Genomic DNA, 14,191 nt, shown 5'->3' on the forward strand with positions numbered 1-14,191 from the left:
ATCACGGTCGCAACTACCGCCGCGCCAAAGACAATGTCGGCCGACCGTCGCGACTTCTGAGCGTCTCTTCCGCGAGCCAGGCGACCCATACGGACGCTGGCCTCAGCAGCGCTCGAGCCAGAGGGCCCCTCCCGGATTGCGCAGGAACCGAGGATATGTCGCTTCGATCATCGGACGCTCGAAATGGACCAGATAGTCGCTGAACCACGCAATGCGCCAGCTTGCGTTCTCCGTCAGAAAGGCTCGCACGGCGTAAGCCTCGTTCCAGGATCTGTTTTCGTCGACCGCCCAAGCCCGGGGATATTCGAACGGCCAAAACATATCATGGATGTGCACCAATACTCCCGGACGAATGATTGGAAATATCTCGAAGAGCTCATAGCAAACGTCGCTGCCGGTACGAAGAACATGAGTGGAATCGATAAAAAGTATATCGCCGGCTTCCAATTCCTTGAAAACGTCGACCTGTACTTCCTGGACCGGCTCTTCGATAAACCGGACCTGTCCAGGGTAGTCGCCGATCAGGTCCCGCACGAGCGCCGCATAGGGCTCTATAAAGGTGAGCGAGCAGGCCCCGCCAAGATAGTGTTCCACCGTGTCGGCGGCGCAAGCGGAAGACCAGCCTGAGCCGATCTCGATGATCCGCCGGGGGCGATGATGACGGATCATCGCGTGAAGAACGCTGCCATCCCCCCATGAATAGGCCGAGTTTTCGAAGGCATACCGGTATTTCGATCCCTTCATCTCCGGAAATGGATTGCTCGTCATGAACGGCAACAGCGAGTGCCACGTATTGATCATCGATTCGGGGTCGAGCCCGATACCCGGCAATGTGCTCGGCACGCCATCTGTGGCCATTCTCGCAAGATGCCGGCTTGCTTCCATGGGATCGACGATCGGCGAATAGAAATGTCCAGGCCGGACGAATAGCTTCACCGCGTTCCCAGATCCGGCTTCTTCGCTATTCATGAATTCTTCCGTGATCGCGGCGGGCGACCGTCCGGATCCGAGCTGATCGGCGTAGTATGTCAAGCCGGCGGGGTCGGGCTCGCGGTGCAGAACAATCCGATAGAGCGCCGACACGAATCGCTGCGCTTCTTCCTCTGCAGTGGTCGGCATGCCCGCCTCGTTCGAAAAGTCGCCCGGCTGAACCGGCGCAAGGATCTGCCCAGCAACCTACCCGTTTGAGACAGGCTATAGAAAGTTCGAATCCCTTGTCCGCGTCCGATATGGTCGATGCAGCCCGTTGCGAGACGCGGTCGAGCGGCGAGACAGCATATGTTCGGTCCATAAGGACCGTCGACGTCCCGACAGTTTAATCATCCGATAATGCCGGACAGGGCTGCCTGCGATGGGCATGCTGGACAGACAATAGTGTGATCGCGATCACATGAAGCCCGCTCAGCCTGAGAGCGGCGACCTCAACGCAATTGACAGCGACTTAATCAGCAAGGCAAAGATTCTGTTTAGATGGGACATGCTGTCGGGTAGAGGCGAATGCACTCAATCGAACAATGGCCGGTGATGTCAGTCGCCGGCGCAGCGTCCTGGACCGAGTTTGACGCTCGCTGGTATCGAGAAACCTATAGCAGAACGATCGACAAAACACTTAAGACCGACGCGGAAACGCTTCGGTATTATCTAGAGCGTGGCAGGACAATCGGGCATTCGCCGAACCCGTTCTTTGATGAGTCGTGGTACCTCCGCACTTATCCCGACGTCGCCCGTGCCATCAAATCCGGCAAGTTTCGGTCGGCATTCGAGCACTACACCAAGAACGCCCAGGAAGCCCGACAGCCGCATTGGTTCTTCGATGCCAAATTCTATCGGGCGGAATACCGGAATCTGACGTCGGAGGGGCTCCAGAGCGCGGGGTTCATCAACCACTACGACCATTTTCTTCGAAGAGGTGACGAAGAAGGGCGTAGCCCGAGCCCGTTCTTCAGTCCGGGATTCTACCTATCGGAACTCGATATCTACGAAACCAAGAAGGCCGCAACCGAGGGCGCCCTCCGACATTTTCTGCGGCGGTTTCGTATCAGCTTGCCCGAGATGCAAGTCAGCCCTTATTTCGATCCTGTTTGGTATTTGAGGCGATATCCAGCCGTTGCGGGCGAGGTGTCGCGCGGAATTTGGCGGAGCGCGCTGGATCACTTCTTGTCCAACTCCACGCCTCAGGCCTTCGATCCGCTGCCGGTCTTCTCCGAGGCCTACTATGCCCAGCATAATCTCGACATCGCTGGCTCGATCAATTCGGGGAAGCTGCGTTCCGGATATGAACACTTCATCCAATTCGGCATCGCCGAGATGCGGCGCTTCCATCCTCAGATCGACCTGCGGCGCTATCTTCATAACCACCCGTCCGTACTGGTCGATCTGGAGCAAAATCGGGCTCCGAATGTGTTCGTTCACTTCCTGACGATGGGGACTATCCACGATCTGACAGCGCGCTCGTCGAATGGCCGCTCGTCTTTGCCAGCCGAAGACGAAGCCAAGCTTCTATTCCGCTTGCAGGCTGCGAACGCATCCCTGCTGTATAGTCATCAGTCCATCGACTTTTCCTATTCAGGCAAACCGATACTCAGCGTCATCATCGTACTGCATAATCAGTTCTCACTGACGCTGGCCACATTGTCGTCCCTCAGAAGCAATTATCCCGGCGCCCTACAGGTAATTGTGGTTGATTCAGGCTCCGCGGATCACACCGCCCATATCGACCGATTTATCCAGGGAGCGAGGATAATTCGGTTCAAGACAAACGTGAACTTCGTACTCGCCTGCAACGCGGCCTTGACCGAGGTCGAGGCGGACGCGGTCCTTTATCTCAACAATGATGTTCTTCTGGCGCCCGGTGCGATCGAGCAGGCGCTTCGACGCATCCACTCCGCCCCGGATATTGGTGCCGTCGGCGGCAAGGTCGTTCGGACGCACGGATTGCTGCAGGAAGCGGGCAACATCATCTGGCGAGACGGCTACACAACGGGCTACCAGAGGGAGGCTTCCCCGCTGGCACCTGAAGCCAATTTTGCCCGCGATGTAGACTTCTGTTCGGGTGTCTTCCTGATGGTGCATACAGAACTAGCCAGGAAACTGGGCGGCTTCGATGTCGACTATGCCCCAGCCTATTTCGAAGAGACCGACTTTTGCGTGCGGGCCCGTCAGGCCGGCTTTCGGGTGGTCTATGACCCCGCCATCGGCGTGCAACATCTGGAATATGGAAGCTCGGCGTCATCCGAGGCCGCGCGGGCGCAGATGGCGCGCAGCCATGCCGTATTCGTCCGCAAGCACGGTGCATGGCTGCTTGGTCAGCCGGCGAAGGAACTGCACAGCAGCGTCAGCGCGCGCTCTCCGCGACGTTCGCTGCGCATCCTGTTCATCGAGGACAATATCCCCGTCCGGTTCGCCGGATCGGGATTTGTGCGCTCCAACGACATCGTCGGTCTCATGGCCGAGATGGGGTTCGACGTTACCGTGTTCCCCATCAATCGCCCTGATTTCGAGATCGTCGCGATGTATGCCGATTTCCCCGATACGGTCGAGGTGATGCACAACCAGGCTGCCGGAAATCTGAATGAATTCCTCGCTGCGCGGAGCGACTACTACGACATCCTCTGGGTGGGCCGAACCCATAATCTCGAGCACCTGAAGAGCGCCCTGTCCAAGCTTCGATCCGCGCGACAGGTTCGGGTCATTCTCGACACGGAGTCAATTTCCGCAATCCGCCATCAGCAAAGGGCGACGCTCGCCGACGATGGTCTGCCCTTCGATCTAAAGACGGCCCTTCAGGCGGAGTTCAAGAACGCGGGCCTCTGCGATGCGATCCTCGCGGTGAGCGAACGCGAAGCACAAACGCTGCGCGGAATCGGGCTAGGCGCAGTGTCGGTCCTCGGCCATATGCGCGAAGTCCAGCTCACCCGGCGCGAATTTGACGAGCGGCACGGCCTTCTCTTCGTCGGTGCCATGCATGGTGAGAACTCGCCGAACTACGATTCGCTATGCTGGTTCGTGGACCATGTGCTGGATTTGGTGGAGCAGCAGATCGGCTCCGATGCGCATCTCACCATAATCGGCCATACCGCTGGCGATGCCAGCCTGGCGCGCTTCAAGGATGATGCGCGGATCACCCTGCTCGGCTCGGTTGCAGACATCGAACCTCATTTTGACCAGCATAGGATCTTCGTTGCGCCCACCCGCATCGCAGCCGGCCTCCCGTATAAAATCCACGAGGCCGCGTCCCTTGGCCTGCCGGTGGTGGCTTCCACCCTCTTGATGAAACAGACAGGCTGGCGAAACGGCAAGGAACTACTGGCCGCCGACACGACCGATCCGGCCATGTTTGCGCGCCAGATCATCGAATTGTACCGATCAAAGAGCTTGTGGCAGCGTTTGCGGCAGGGAGCCGCGAACCGCATTTCGTCCGAGCATCATCGCGCGCGCTATCGGGAGACGCTGAGAGCGGTGCTGGTTCCTGCCGATTGATGTCGCGTCAGACCGCCTCAGCACGGGTCTTCTCGATCAACATGCGCGCGCACGTCTCGAACGCATCAAACTCAGTGGTCAAGTCGTCGACGCCGAGTCTCGTTTTGTACCCTGGTGCCGAGCGGCTTGAGAACATCCAGGTTCCGCCGCCGGGGTTGATTTCCAGCAGGTAGAGCTCGCCAGTCTTGGCGCGCAGGATATCGCAGGCTTGCAGGGCGATTTCCGGCATGGCCCGGTATGCGGCGGCAGCAAGCGCGAGAATGTTCGGATCATGGGTGACATAGGCAACCGAATCGGGAGGCGCCGGCATGAATTGCGCCTGCTGGTACGGCTCTGTTGCCTCGTCCAACGCCAGATCCCGAGTCGATTCCCGGCAATAAGTGAAGATCGGCGTGCCGAAAAGAGTGAGCACGCGGCAGGTCATGGCGCGCCCGCAATCGATGAACTTCTGCGCCACCATTGGACCGCGTCGCCCGGGATGATCGGTTGGATAGTCCGTCGGTGACTGAAATCGGACATTCTCCCGCCGCCTCAATTCCACGCCCTGTCCCCAGGACGCGAACTCGAAAGCGGGTTTGATGATCACGTAGTTGCCATAGGTCTCCGGCGAAAGGTCGACGCCCGGTTCGATTACCTGATAGGCGGGGACGGGCAAACCGGCGGCGGATAGACGACCCATTTCCGTCAACTTCGACATGGATTGTCCGGCGTAGATCTTACCGCGAAGCGGAGTGAAGCTCGCCAGTCGAATAGGCGAAAATATCAGTGAGGGTCGGCTTGCCGCCTTCTTGCGGGTATAGGAGGACCTTGCATCGTTATCGACAATGAAGACTTCGATATCCGCTGCCATATCTTCGACATAGGCTCTGATCACCTCAAAGTCGTTTATGTCCTGCCATTCTCTCGAATGGACGAGAACCAGATTTCGGCTCGGCTCCACGGCTCAATCCCGGAATGATACTGGGCGGGCGGCTCGGTCGTCGCCGAGAGCGATGGCCCGGATGCGATAGCTAGGATCGTGCGGCGCCAACCGGGATGCCATCAGGAAATGATCGGCGGCGCCCTGTCGGTCACCCAGTTGAAAACAGGCAAGCGCGGCGAGTTCGCAAGCCTTCTCGCCAAAAATGGCGCGATCGAAGGCTAGCAAGCCATCACCAAGGGCGTCAGGGTCGACTGCGCGCAACGCTATCGCAATCTCCAGAGCCTCTATCGGGCGACGGCTCTCAATAAGCATCCTCCCATGCAGAAACCGCAGCGCATGGTCTTCGGGGAAGCGTTTCAAGGCAAGCGCGATCATGTCCGTGACATCGTTGCCCTGCTCGAGCATGACGCGCGCCAGATATTGGTGGATGAGGCTGGCTGCGCCGCGCTGCTGCTCGGAATCAAGTCTTTCAGTGCTGGCGATGCCGGCATTTGCCGCCGCGATTCCCTCTTCGCGCCGGCCAATAGCATCCAACGTCTCTGCCAGATGATACCAGCAATAGGCGCGGTCAGGGTCTGCACGGACCGAGGCCTGCAACAGCGCCAGATTGCGGGCATGCTTGTGCGACTGATCGCCTTCATAGCCGAGATGATTGATTTCGACGGCCGTCCTCGCAACCGTCCTCCCGTCCAATGCTTCCAGCGCCCGGATCGCTGGAACGACAGTCTCGTGGATCCGCCCGCTGAACCGGATGCGGGGGTCGCTTCGAAACAGTCGGAGCTCTCGATAGCGTGTGTAGCCTAGCCTTGGTTGAAACCGAACATAGGCAGCGACTGCTGTCGGATCGATATAATCCTCCAGGGCGCCTCCAGCCGGCAAGCCCAGGCGCTCATCGGCGTCGATATAGAGAACCCAATCACAGGAGACCGCGTCCAACGCGACGTTGCGCGCTGCAGCAAAGTCTCCCTGCCAGTCAAAATGAAGAAGATATCCGCCCGCTCCGACGGCAATGTCCACCGTGGCATCAGACGATCCCGTATCGACGATGACGATCTCATCAACGCGATCGCGCAACGAGGCAAGACAATCGACCAAGAACGCCGCCTCATCGCGGACAATCATCGCCGCTGCGATCGTCATCGGATTGGTCGCGGGCAAAAAACAGACGTTCCGGCACCTATAAGGGCCAGCCTCCGAATAAGAACCATTCGATACACCATCGAACAGCCTAGCCTGCTCTTCTATTGATTTCCCATATAAGCCGGCCGGAAAGACTTCTTGCCGCCGAGCGGGTAGGAAATGACCTGTGGCGCCTCGTAACTGGTCTTAGCCGTGAGGGCATTCACTTTGTTCTGGGTGTCGAGCGACACTTTGCTCTCTAGCTCACGCCTTCTCTTGAGAGAATTTACCGCCATCAAAGTCCCTCGATCCTGTGTGCGAAGAAGGTAAGCACCTCACCACCAAGCGTTATTCAGATATTCCGATCGCGCAATCCTGTCAATATGCCTATTCTTTGGGCAAGCCTTATCAGCAGACCGCAGCAAACTTGTCGAAGATGGCTTCGGTAGCCGCCAGCGAATTCGTTTGCGTTACACAAGTTCTATTTGCGTGATTCGGCAGGGATCTTTACTCGATAAGATGTTGCGACAGCAACGAGTCGAGGCACAGGCCAACATCCTGCACGGGCGCCGACGCAAGACCGAATGCCCTTTGCAAAACCTCGGCGATTTCGTCGTCGTCACATCGACCGTCGCACAACTCCAAAACGGCAGCAGCTGTCAGGTTGAGATAGTGAACCTGGGCTCGGCGATCATCGTAGATCACATAACCATCCGGCACCTCGCTGCATTCAAGGCCACCGACCCGGCGGTAGATCCGAGGCTTGCCGTCAGTCATATCGGAACTCCATAGGAATTAAGTCTGCCGTTCCCGTTGGAATGCTCATCAGCGACCGAGAAATCTGATCGATTACATTCTCCCTCGCATGGTGCTTACGAACCCAACGCCATGCGCTTAAGGCGCGCCGTCTTCTTTCTACCGGATTGTCCAGAGCCTCGCAGCACGCCTCGGCAAAACCATCGCTGCTAGCGCCAAGCCAGCCATGACGATTATTTTTCCAGTCAAGCCCATTTGCAGCGATCGGCGTAGCGACGGTTGCGACGCCATGGGCCGCCGCTTCGAGCAGTTTGATCCGTGTTCCGCCGCCAGATCTTAGCGGCGCAATCGCTATCGTCGACCGTTGATAGAGTCCGGCCAAATTCGTCACATAGCCGAGCACCGAGATCTGGGGGTGGCGGCCGAGTGCAAGCACCGGAGCAGGCGGCCGCGCACCGGCGATCAGAAGCCGGAAAGGCTTCGAGGATCGAGCCCGCATCTTCGGCAATATTTCCCTCGCGAACCAGAGGAGTCCTTCGACATTCGGAGAATAAGAGAGCGACCCAACGAATGTCATCGTCGCCCCGTCGTCGCAAGCGGCGGCAGGGGGCAGGACATCAACCGCATTTTCGGCCAGTTCCAGGTCCAGGGCCGGGTGGCGGCTTCGCAGTTGCTGCAATTCCTGCCGGCTGGCTACAAAAGCGCGTTGAAAGCGAGGCCCATAGCGCGAAATCAGGTTGACGCAAGCTAAGCCTTCCTGAAGCAACCAATCGGCATCCTCTCCAGCGCCATGAACGCGAGCCAGCCGCGCGTGCGACGAATATGCCGATAGATCGTCCTCATCCAGATCGACTGTCGCCGTCGTTTCCGGAGGCAGCGCATGGATGCAAGGTGAGAGATAGGAGCGGCTGATATGAACGAGATCAGGCGCGCAAACGGTCAATATCCCTGCAATATCCCGCATAACCGGACCAGAGAGGAAGCTGGCAAGACTTGGCTTTCCATAGTCGCGAAAGGCTGCAATGCGGGTTTGTTGGTCGTGGATCCGTGAAAGCAACACGAAGGGCGTTTCATTCCGGTCCGCTATCGGTATGACGTTGAGGCCTGCTCCAATCTCCTGAAGCAGAGGCGTCCTCTCGGTTGAACCGCCGGCGACAGGTACAACGATTACATCGAGCTGCGCAAAGCGGGACAATGCGGCCGCGAACATGCCTACCCGCATCGCGAGGCCGTTTCCCGACCGCGACGGGACGATGGGGCAAATAATGACGGCCTTCCGAGATTTAGTCAGGACTTTGCTCGCTTGGCATGCTGGGGGGAGCGGTTCTGCACGAGACGGAGACGATCGGCCACATCGATTGCTTCGGCTCGCGCTCGTGCGAGCGGCCTAAACACAACGTCCGCAGCCAAACGACGCTTCTGATCAACAACCATGGCTCCTTTGGTGGCAATGGACGCAAGATCCAGTCATCGAGCCTAACGGGCAGTCGGCACCTGTACGGTCACCACCACCGGCCGTTGCGGTGACGTTCCAGCCGCGACGTCCCCCGTCGCTGCACCAAGCCGTAAGCGCCGCGTAAGATATCACCTTGGACGATACCGAATAGTCAACTCCAACCGTCAGAGCGAACTTGGCGATGGGCAGATGTCGCCAAGGTCGCCGGATATCTTAGCTCGACACTGTCGTTTTGTGGCGCTTCCGTCACGATTCTCTAAAAACGAACCGGCTGTCGTGCCACCCTCCAACTCGGCTTTGACTATGCGTGGCCAATTCCTGTAGCTATTCGTGTGCTTATTGGTTTGCTCGCATTGGCCGACAGCGGTCGATATCAATGGCCCAAGTAGCTAAAGGTCGATTCAGATGAGAACGCTTCTTCTAGCGACCACCGCATTGACTTTAGTCTTTTTGGCGAAATCGGCCTCTGCCGCTGATCTCGATGTTTCCATACCTGCGCCCGCACCTGCCGCGGTTCCTTACCAGGTTCCGTTCGACTGGAGCGGTGGCTATGCCGGCTTGCACGCTGGCTGGGGCTGGGGCAAGGAGACCGATAATTGCTCCCAGAGCGAGAACGGCCCGTGCACGATCGGAAGCGGCTTGGGCTTAGGCTTAGGTCAGAGCGCGGATAGCTTCAATCTCAATGGTTTCGTCGGTGGCGCGCATATCGGCTACAATTATATGCTGCAGCAACGGTTCATGTTCGGCGTCGAAGGTGATTTTGACTACGCCAACCTCAACGGAAGTCATGCTTTCGGAGCGGTCGGGTCTCTCGGGACACTTGAGTTGAACACCAATTGGGAAGGTTCCGTCAGGCTGCGAGCAGGTTACGCGGTCGACAGGTTCATGTTCTTTGCAACTGGCGGTGTTGCGTTCGCCGATGCAGACCTCGCTTTCAATGGCGTCACCGATAGCAATATTCATGTCGGTTGGACGGCCGGCGGTGGTGTCGAGTATGCACTGACCCCGAATTTGCTCGGTCGATTTGAAATGCGCTACAGCGACTTCAACTCCATGACGTATCAGACACCACTCGGGCCCGTGGACGCTGGGTTTGACCAGACAGTTGCCACCGTCGGCCTGAGTTACAAGTTCTGAGCCTTATTCTGGAAGCTGACTATCGCGCTCCACACCGTTACGGTTGACCAAACTATTGCGCAATTCTTCATCTCTGAATGAATTTGAGCCTTCGCCTGGGGCAAAGGTATCGAGACGGCCGGCGACGCAATCCCCCCACTCTGCGTCCATCAAATCAGTCTAGTATCCAAAGTCTCCGCAGCTATGCTCGCGAGTGACCGGGTCCACATGATGCCTCCAGCTCGATGTTCTTGACCGGCCGGAACCATTTGGAAGCCGACTCTTGCCAGATTTAGAAGCGACCTCTAGGCCCTCAGATCGGAAGACAATTTGACCGGCTTGAAGTGCCTGAGACTGTTCTGCCGCGCGTTGATTCTGTGGGTCCTGGTTCTTGGCAGCACATCAGCCGCTTTGGCCGAGGCTATTCCGCCTGGCGCGATCGACGAATCTTTCCCGCTGCGCGCTGCTGACACGTCCAGTCCGCGCGACACCTTGACGACCTTTCTTCGGGACTTCCGCAACAGTGCTGAAGCCTGGCGGAGCGGCAAGAGCCGTGACGTGATCGACCGGGCGCTGGCGCGCGCCCGCGATACCATCGACTTCAGCGAGATTCCCGCCCTCGGCTACGATGCCGCGACGCTCATCGACATGGCCCTCCTGAGCGAGGTGCTGGACCGGGTCGCACTCCCGCCTTTGGAGGAGATTCCCGGCGACGCCGATCTCGCGGCCGGCAAGGACGACGAGCTCACGCGCTGGGTGGTCCCCAATACCCGACTCGAGATCGAGAGGATGACCAACGGGCCGCGCGCCGGCGAATATCTGTTCTCGAAGGAAACGGTCGCGGCGCTTCGCACCTACTATGATCTCGCCAAGGACGTGCCCTACCGGCCCAACGCTCTCGTCGGCATCTATGAGGATGTGTTGTCGAGTCCTGGCGACTGGGTGCCCGAGCGTTTCCGCGACACCCTGCCCGCATGGGCGAAATTCGTCGCCGCCGGCCATGCCATCTGGCAGTGGATCGCCCTTGCGATGTTGGTGGCGGTGGGCTTGCCGCTCGTCTCCCTCATCGTGCTGGCTGGAATCAATTGGGACAGCAAACGACTGGCAGCCAGCCCATGGCTTCGCTTCGCAACGCCGGTCGCGTTAATCCTCGTTGTCGCCCTGGCCGAGTTGTTCGAAAACCTCGCCGAGAAAGTCGTCGGGCTTCTCGAACTGCCTATGGAGATCATTAGCCTGATGGTCCTCGCCGTTCAGGCGGTGGGCCTCGCCTGGTTCGTATTCTTGCTGTCGAACAGGCTCGCCGACGCCATCGGCGGGCTGAGGGCCGGAGCCGACGGAAACCCTCACCTCGACGCGGCGATGACAAGGATGGTGTTCCGGCTTATCAGCCTTGTCATCATGATCCTTCTCGTCGCTGCTGCGGCCAGCAGGATCGGCATTCCGATCGCGCCGCTGGTGGCAGGTCTCGGCGCGGGCGGGCTAGCCATCGCGCTGGCGGTCCGACCTACGCTGGAAAACATAATCGGCGGGCTGACGCTTTTTGCCGACCGGCCCGTGCGGGTCGGCGACTTCTGCCGCTACGGAGACGATATCGGCACGGTCGAGCAGATCGGGCTACGCTCCACGCGCATTCGCACGCTGGAGCAGAGCCTGGTAACCGTTCCCAACAGCGAATTCTCTCAAATGCATCTCGACAATTTCACGGCGCGCAGTACGCGCCTTTTGCAGACCGTGCTGCATATCCGCCATGGGACCACTCCTGAGCAGATGCGGCTCCTGCTCACCCAGATCCGCGATCTCCTGTCGGCCAATCCTCTGGTTGTGCCCGATTCCTCCTATGTCCGCTTCGTCGGCTATGGCGCTCACTCCAAAGATATCGAGGTCTTTGCCTATTTGCGCTGCGAGGACGAACACGCCTTCCTGGCGGCCCGGGAGGAGGTTCTTCTCAGCATCGAGGAAATCGTCCAGCACGTCGATGCGGGTTTTGCTGGATCGGGCGGAGCGACATCGATCTCTTGGTAGCTCGAAGGATATGTCCAATTTACCAGCGTCGGCAGAATCATGCGCTGAGATTTCTGATGGGGCCCATTAATGGCGCAGCCTCTTCGCGTGCATGGAAGGAGACTCTGTTGGCCGACGTTCGCAATCGGACTCAGACGACAGAAGCGATCCACCCAGCCACAACAATATCGAAGAAACCTGCCGCGTCCGCCATGTCATGCTTGAGGTTCGGAAGGCGATAGCCGTCGTATTGGACAAGCGCAACCCTTGCCGAAATGCGCGACATAAGCGGAACGGAAGACCTGGCACTGCTGGAAACGGACTGAACTTCGGCGACATTCATGGCCGGTCCATCGCCGCCTCGATGCAAGGGCGGCCTGCCAAATCCTGCAAAGACAGCTGACGGCGCCGTCGCGACCGAAGAAACGGTAACATTATCGGCAGGGTCCGAACCGTCGCAGGCGCCGACCGTGGCGCACCATCTCGGCAGCCCAACAATCGCCGCCGCCTCTCCCCTTCCCGGTTCGAGCAAGATCGGCTCGAACGCGCAGCGCCGCGTGTCTGAGTTTAGTTCCGGACACGTCCGAGCACGACGAAAATTACGCCAATCATCGGCGTCGCACCGAACCAGAAAACCCAAAACACCACTTTGAAAAGTCTATAAATTCTATTGAATTAAAAGATTCATCATGGAAGCCTTCGACATCTGCCGGGCCATCAACGGAGGCCTGAGCCAGTCACCCGCAACAATTTGGAAGTTGATAATGGTTGCTAGTCGCGGTTTTTCGGCGTCACGCCGTGAGGTTCTGCTCGGCGCTGCCGCCCTTGGTGGAGCTGCGGCGCTGGGCGGCGCTGCGATCCTTGGATCGCCAGGCAGCGCTCTCGCTTCGGACGTCAAAACGCTGCGCGTTGCTACCGGCGAAACGGACGGCGTGAAGGGTACGCTCGATCCAGCCTATGGCAACAACGACAACGACGCCGCAAGGGCGAGCCTCGTCTATGAACGCCTGGTCGTTCCAGACGAGGCCTTCGCCCCGCAACCGCAGCTGGCGCTCAGCTGGAAGCCGGATGCGACGGGCCAGGTCTGGACCTTCGCCCTCCGCCCCGACGTGAAATTCCAGGACGGGACGCCGTTCACGGCCAAGGATGTCGTCTACACCTTCCAGCGCCTCATCGATCCGAAGACGGCTTCGGCAGCCGCAGCGATCCTCGGTCAGATCGACCCGAACGGTATCCGCGCGGTCGACGACCACACCGTCGAATTCACGCTGCATGCGCCCGTCGTCGAATTCCCGCTGCTGATCGCCAATCGCTTTACCTATATAGTTCGCGCCGGCCAGACCTCCGAGGAACTGCGCACGGCGGGCATCGGCACCGGCCCCTTCAAGGTCGAGAAATTCGTGCCCGGCGAAGAGCCGACGATTTTCCTTCGCAACGAGCACTACTGGCAGCCGGGCAAGCCCCATGTCGACCGCGTTGAGCTCCGGGCGATCGCCGAGCCCTCCTCGCGCATCGCCGCGCTGCTCGCCAACCAGGTCGACATCGTCACAGAGCTACCGGCACTCGGCCTGCAACGCCTGGAGAGCAGTCCGGACGTCAAGGTCCAGTCGGCCAGGACCTCGTTCTGGCACGGTCTCGCCGCCTTCACCGATACGCCACCCTTCGACGATGTCCGCGTGCGCAAGGCGCTCAAACTGGTGGTCAATCGCGAGCAATATCTGAAGGCCATCGTCGGCGATCGAGGCAGCGTCGCCTATGACACGCCCGTTCCGCCATGGCAGACCTACGGCCTGCCCGAGGCACCTTTCAAGCCGGACATCGCCGCCGCCAAAAAGCTTCTGGCCGAGGCGGGACACCCCAATGGCATCGATATCGACCTCTACACATCGGCCGCCGATGTCGGCCTCATTCAGATCGCGACGCTGTTCAAGGCCCAAGCCGCCGTTGCCGATATCCGCGTCAATATCATTCAGGCGCCCGCAGCCGACTATTGGAGCAACATCTGGCTCAAGAAGCCCTTCGTCGCGACCGGATGGAATGCCCGATCGGCCGACGAGGCCCTTTCGCTCGAATTCCTGTCAACGGCCGCCTGGAACGAAACCCATTGGCACAACAAGGAGTTCGACGAACTCGTCTTCGAAGCCCGCAAGACGCTGGACGAATCCAAGCGCACCGAACTCTATCGGAAGGCCCAGCGGGTGATCCAGGACGATGGTGGCGCTCTCATCCTGATCTATGCCGATACGGTGGGCGCCACGCGCGCCAATGTCCACGGATACAAGGTCCACCCGCAGAAGATCACGCACGACTTCTCCGACGTTTCCATCCAAACCTGACGTTAA

Annotated in this window: 10 protein-coding genes; 4 read left to right on the forward strand and 6 right to left on the reverse strand. The window is 59.1% G+C overall.

What is annotated here, in order from left to right:
- Positions 1-102: 102 nt before the first annotated feature.
- The gene (locus OSH05_RS03320; RefSeq protein ID WP_104217586.1) at positions 103-1,119 is read right to left on the reverse strand and encodes a class I SAM-dependent methyltransferase; all 1,017 of its coding nucleotides are present in this window, start codon (positions 1,117-1,119) and stop codon (positions 103-105) included.
- A 378-nt stretch (positions 1,120-1,497) separates the two neighbouring features.
- On the opposite strand from OSH05_RS03320, the gene OSH05_RS03325 reads away from it, so the two are divergent.
- Positions 1,498-4,479 carry a glycosyltransferase gene (locus tag OSH05_RS03325; RefSeq protein ID WP_104217585.1) on the forward strand — a complete coding sequence of 994 codons (2,982 nt, stop codon included), beginning with the start codon at positions 1,498-1,500 and terminating at the stop codon, positions 4,477-4,479.
- A gap of 7 nt (positions 4,480-4,486) precedes the next feature.
- Here OSH05_RS03325 and OSH05_RS03330 read toward each other — a convergent pair whose 3' ends face one another.
- The 4 genes from OSH05_RS03330 to OSH05_RS03345 all read right to left on the reverse strand — a co-directional run bounded on the left by OSH05_RS03330 (position 4,487) and on the right by OSH05_RS03345 (position 8,498).
- Positions 4,487-5,419: an ATP-grasp domain-containing protein gene (locus OSH05_RS03330; protein WP_104217584.1), complete on the reverse strand. Its 933-nt coding sequence runs from the start codon at positions 5,417-5,419 to the stop codon at positions 4,487-4,489.
- 3 nt (positions 5,420-5,422) lie between these two features.
- Positions 5,423-6,541: a glycosyltransferase family 2 protein gene (locus OSH05_RS03335; RefSeq protein WP_104217583.1), complete on the reverse strand. Its 1,119-nt coding sequence runs from the start codon at positions 6,539-6,541 to the stop codon at positions 5,423-5,425.
- Positions 6,542-7,027: 486 nt separating this feature from the next.
- Entirely contained in the window at positions 7,028-7,297 is a 270-nt protein-coding gene (locus OSH05_RS03340; RefSeq protein WP_104217582.1) for a PqqD family protein, read from the reverse strand.
- Entirely contained in the window at positions 7,290-8,498 is a 1,209-nt protein-coding gene (locus OSH05_RS03345; protein ID WP_104217581.1) for a glycosyltransferase, read from the reverse strand. Before OSH05_RS03345 ends, OSH05_RS03340 begins: the two co-directional genes overlap by 8 nt.
- A gap of 639 nt (positions 8,499-9,137) precedes the next feature.
- Between OSH05_RS03345 and OSH05_RS03350 the strand changes: the two genes are divergently transcribed.
- Positions 9,138-9,869: an outer membrane protein gene (locus OSH05_RS03350; protein WP_104217580.1), complete on the forward strand. Its 732-nt coding sequence runs from the start codon at positions 9,138-9,140 to the stop codon at positions 9,867-9,869.
- Between the two features lie 309 nt (positions 9,870-10,178).
- Complete coding sequence (locus OSH05_RS03355; protein WP_104217579.1) at positions 10,179-11,870, forward strand: mechanosensitive ion channel family protein; 1,692 nt, start codon at positions 10,179-10,181, stop codon at positions 11,868-11,870.
- A 130-nt stretch (positions 11,871-12,000) separates the two neighbouring features.
- Here OSH05_RS03355 and OSH05_RS03360 read toward each other — a convergent pair whose 3' ends face one another.
- On the reverse strand, positions 12,001-12,381 hold the full coding sequence (locus tag OSH05_RS03360; RefSeq protein WP_207778690.1) for a hypothetical protein: 381 nt from the start codon (positions 12,379-12,381) through the stop codon (positions 12,001-12,003).
- A 232-nt stretch (positions 12,382-12,613) separates the two neighbouring features.
- On the opposite strand from OSH05_RS03360, the gene OSH05_RS03365 reads away from it, so the two are divergent.
- Complete coding sequence (locus OSH05_RS03365) at positions 12,614-14,185, forward strand: ABC transporter substrate-binding protein (RefSeq protein ID WP_165801465.1); 1,572 nt, start codon at positions 12,614-12,616, stop codon at positions 14,183-14,185.
- Positions 14,186-14,191: the final 6 nt, after the last annotated feature.

Source organism: Kaistia algarum, from assembly GCF_026343945.1.
Classification (GTDB): Bacteria; Pseudomonadota; Alphaproteobacteria; order Rhizobiales; family Kaistiaceae; genus Kaistia; species Kaistia algarum.

Excerpts from the sequence above, each read along its gene's own strand:
- OSH05_RS03350 (WP_104217580.1), top strand. The coding sequence starts at position 9,138 with ATGAGAACGCTTCTTCTAGCGACCACCGCATTGACTTTAGTCTTTTTG.
- OSH05_RS03325 (WP_104217585.1), top strand. The coding sequence starts at position 1,498 with ATGCACTCAATCGAACAATGGCCGGTGATGTCAGTCGCCGGCGCAGCG.
- OSH05_RS03335 (WP_104217583.1), bottom strand. The coding sequence starts at position 6,541 with ATGACGATCGCAGCGGCGATGATTGTCCGCGATGAGGCGGCGTTCTTG.
- OSH05_RS03320 (WP_104217586.1), bottom strand. The coding sequence starts at position 1,119 with ATGCCGACCACTGCAGAGGAAGAAGCGCAGCGATTCGTGTCGGCGCTC.
- OSH05_RS03365 (WP_165801465.1), top strand. The coding sequence starts at position 12,614 with ATGGTTGCTAGTCGCGGTTTTTCGGCGTCACGCCGTGAGGTTCTGCTC.
- OSH05_RS03345 (WP_104217581.1), bottom strand. The coding sequence starts at position 8,498 with ATGCGGGTAGGCATGTTCGCGGCCGCATTGTCCCGCTTTGCGCAGCTC.
- OSH05_RS03340 (WP_104217582.1), bottom strand. The coding sequence starts at position 7,297 with ATGACTGACGGCAAGCCTCGGATCTACCGCCGGGTCGGTGGCCTTGAA.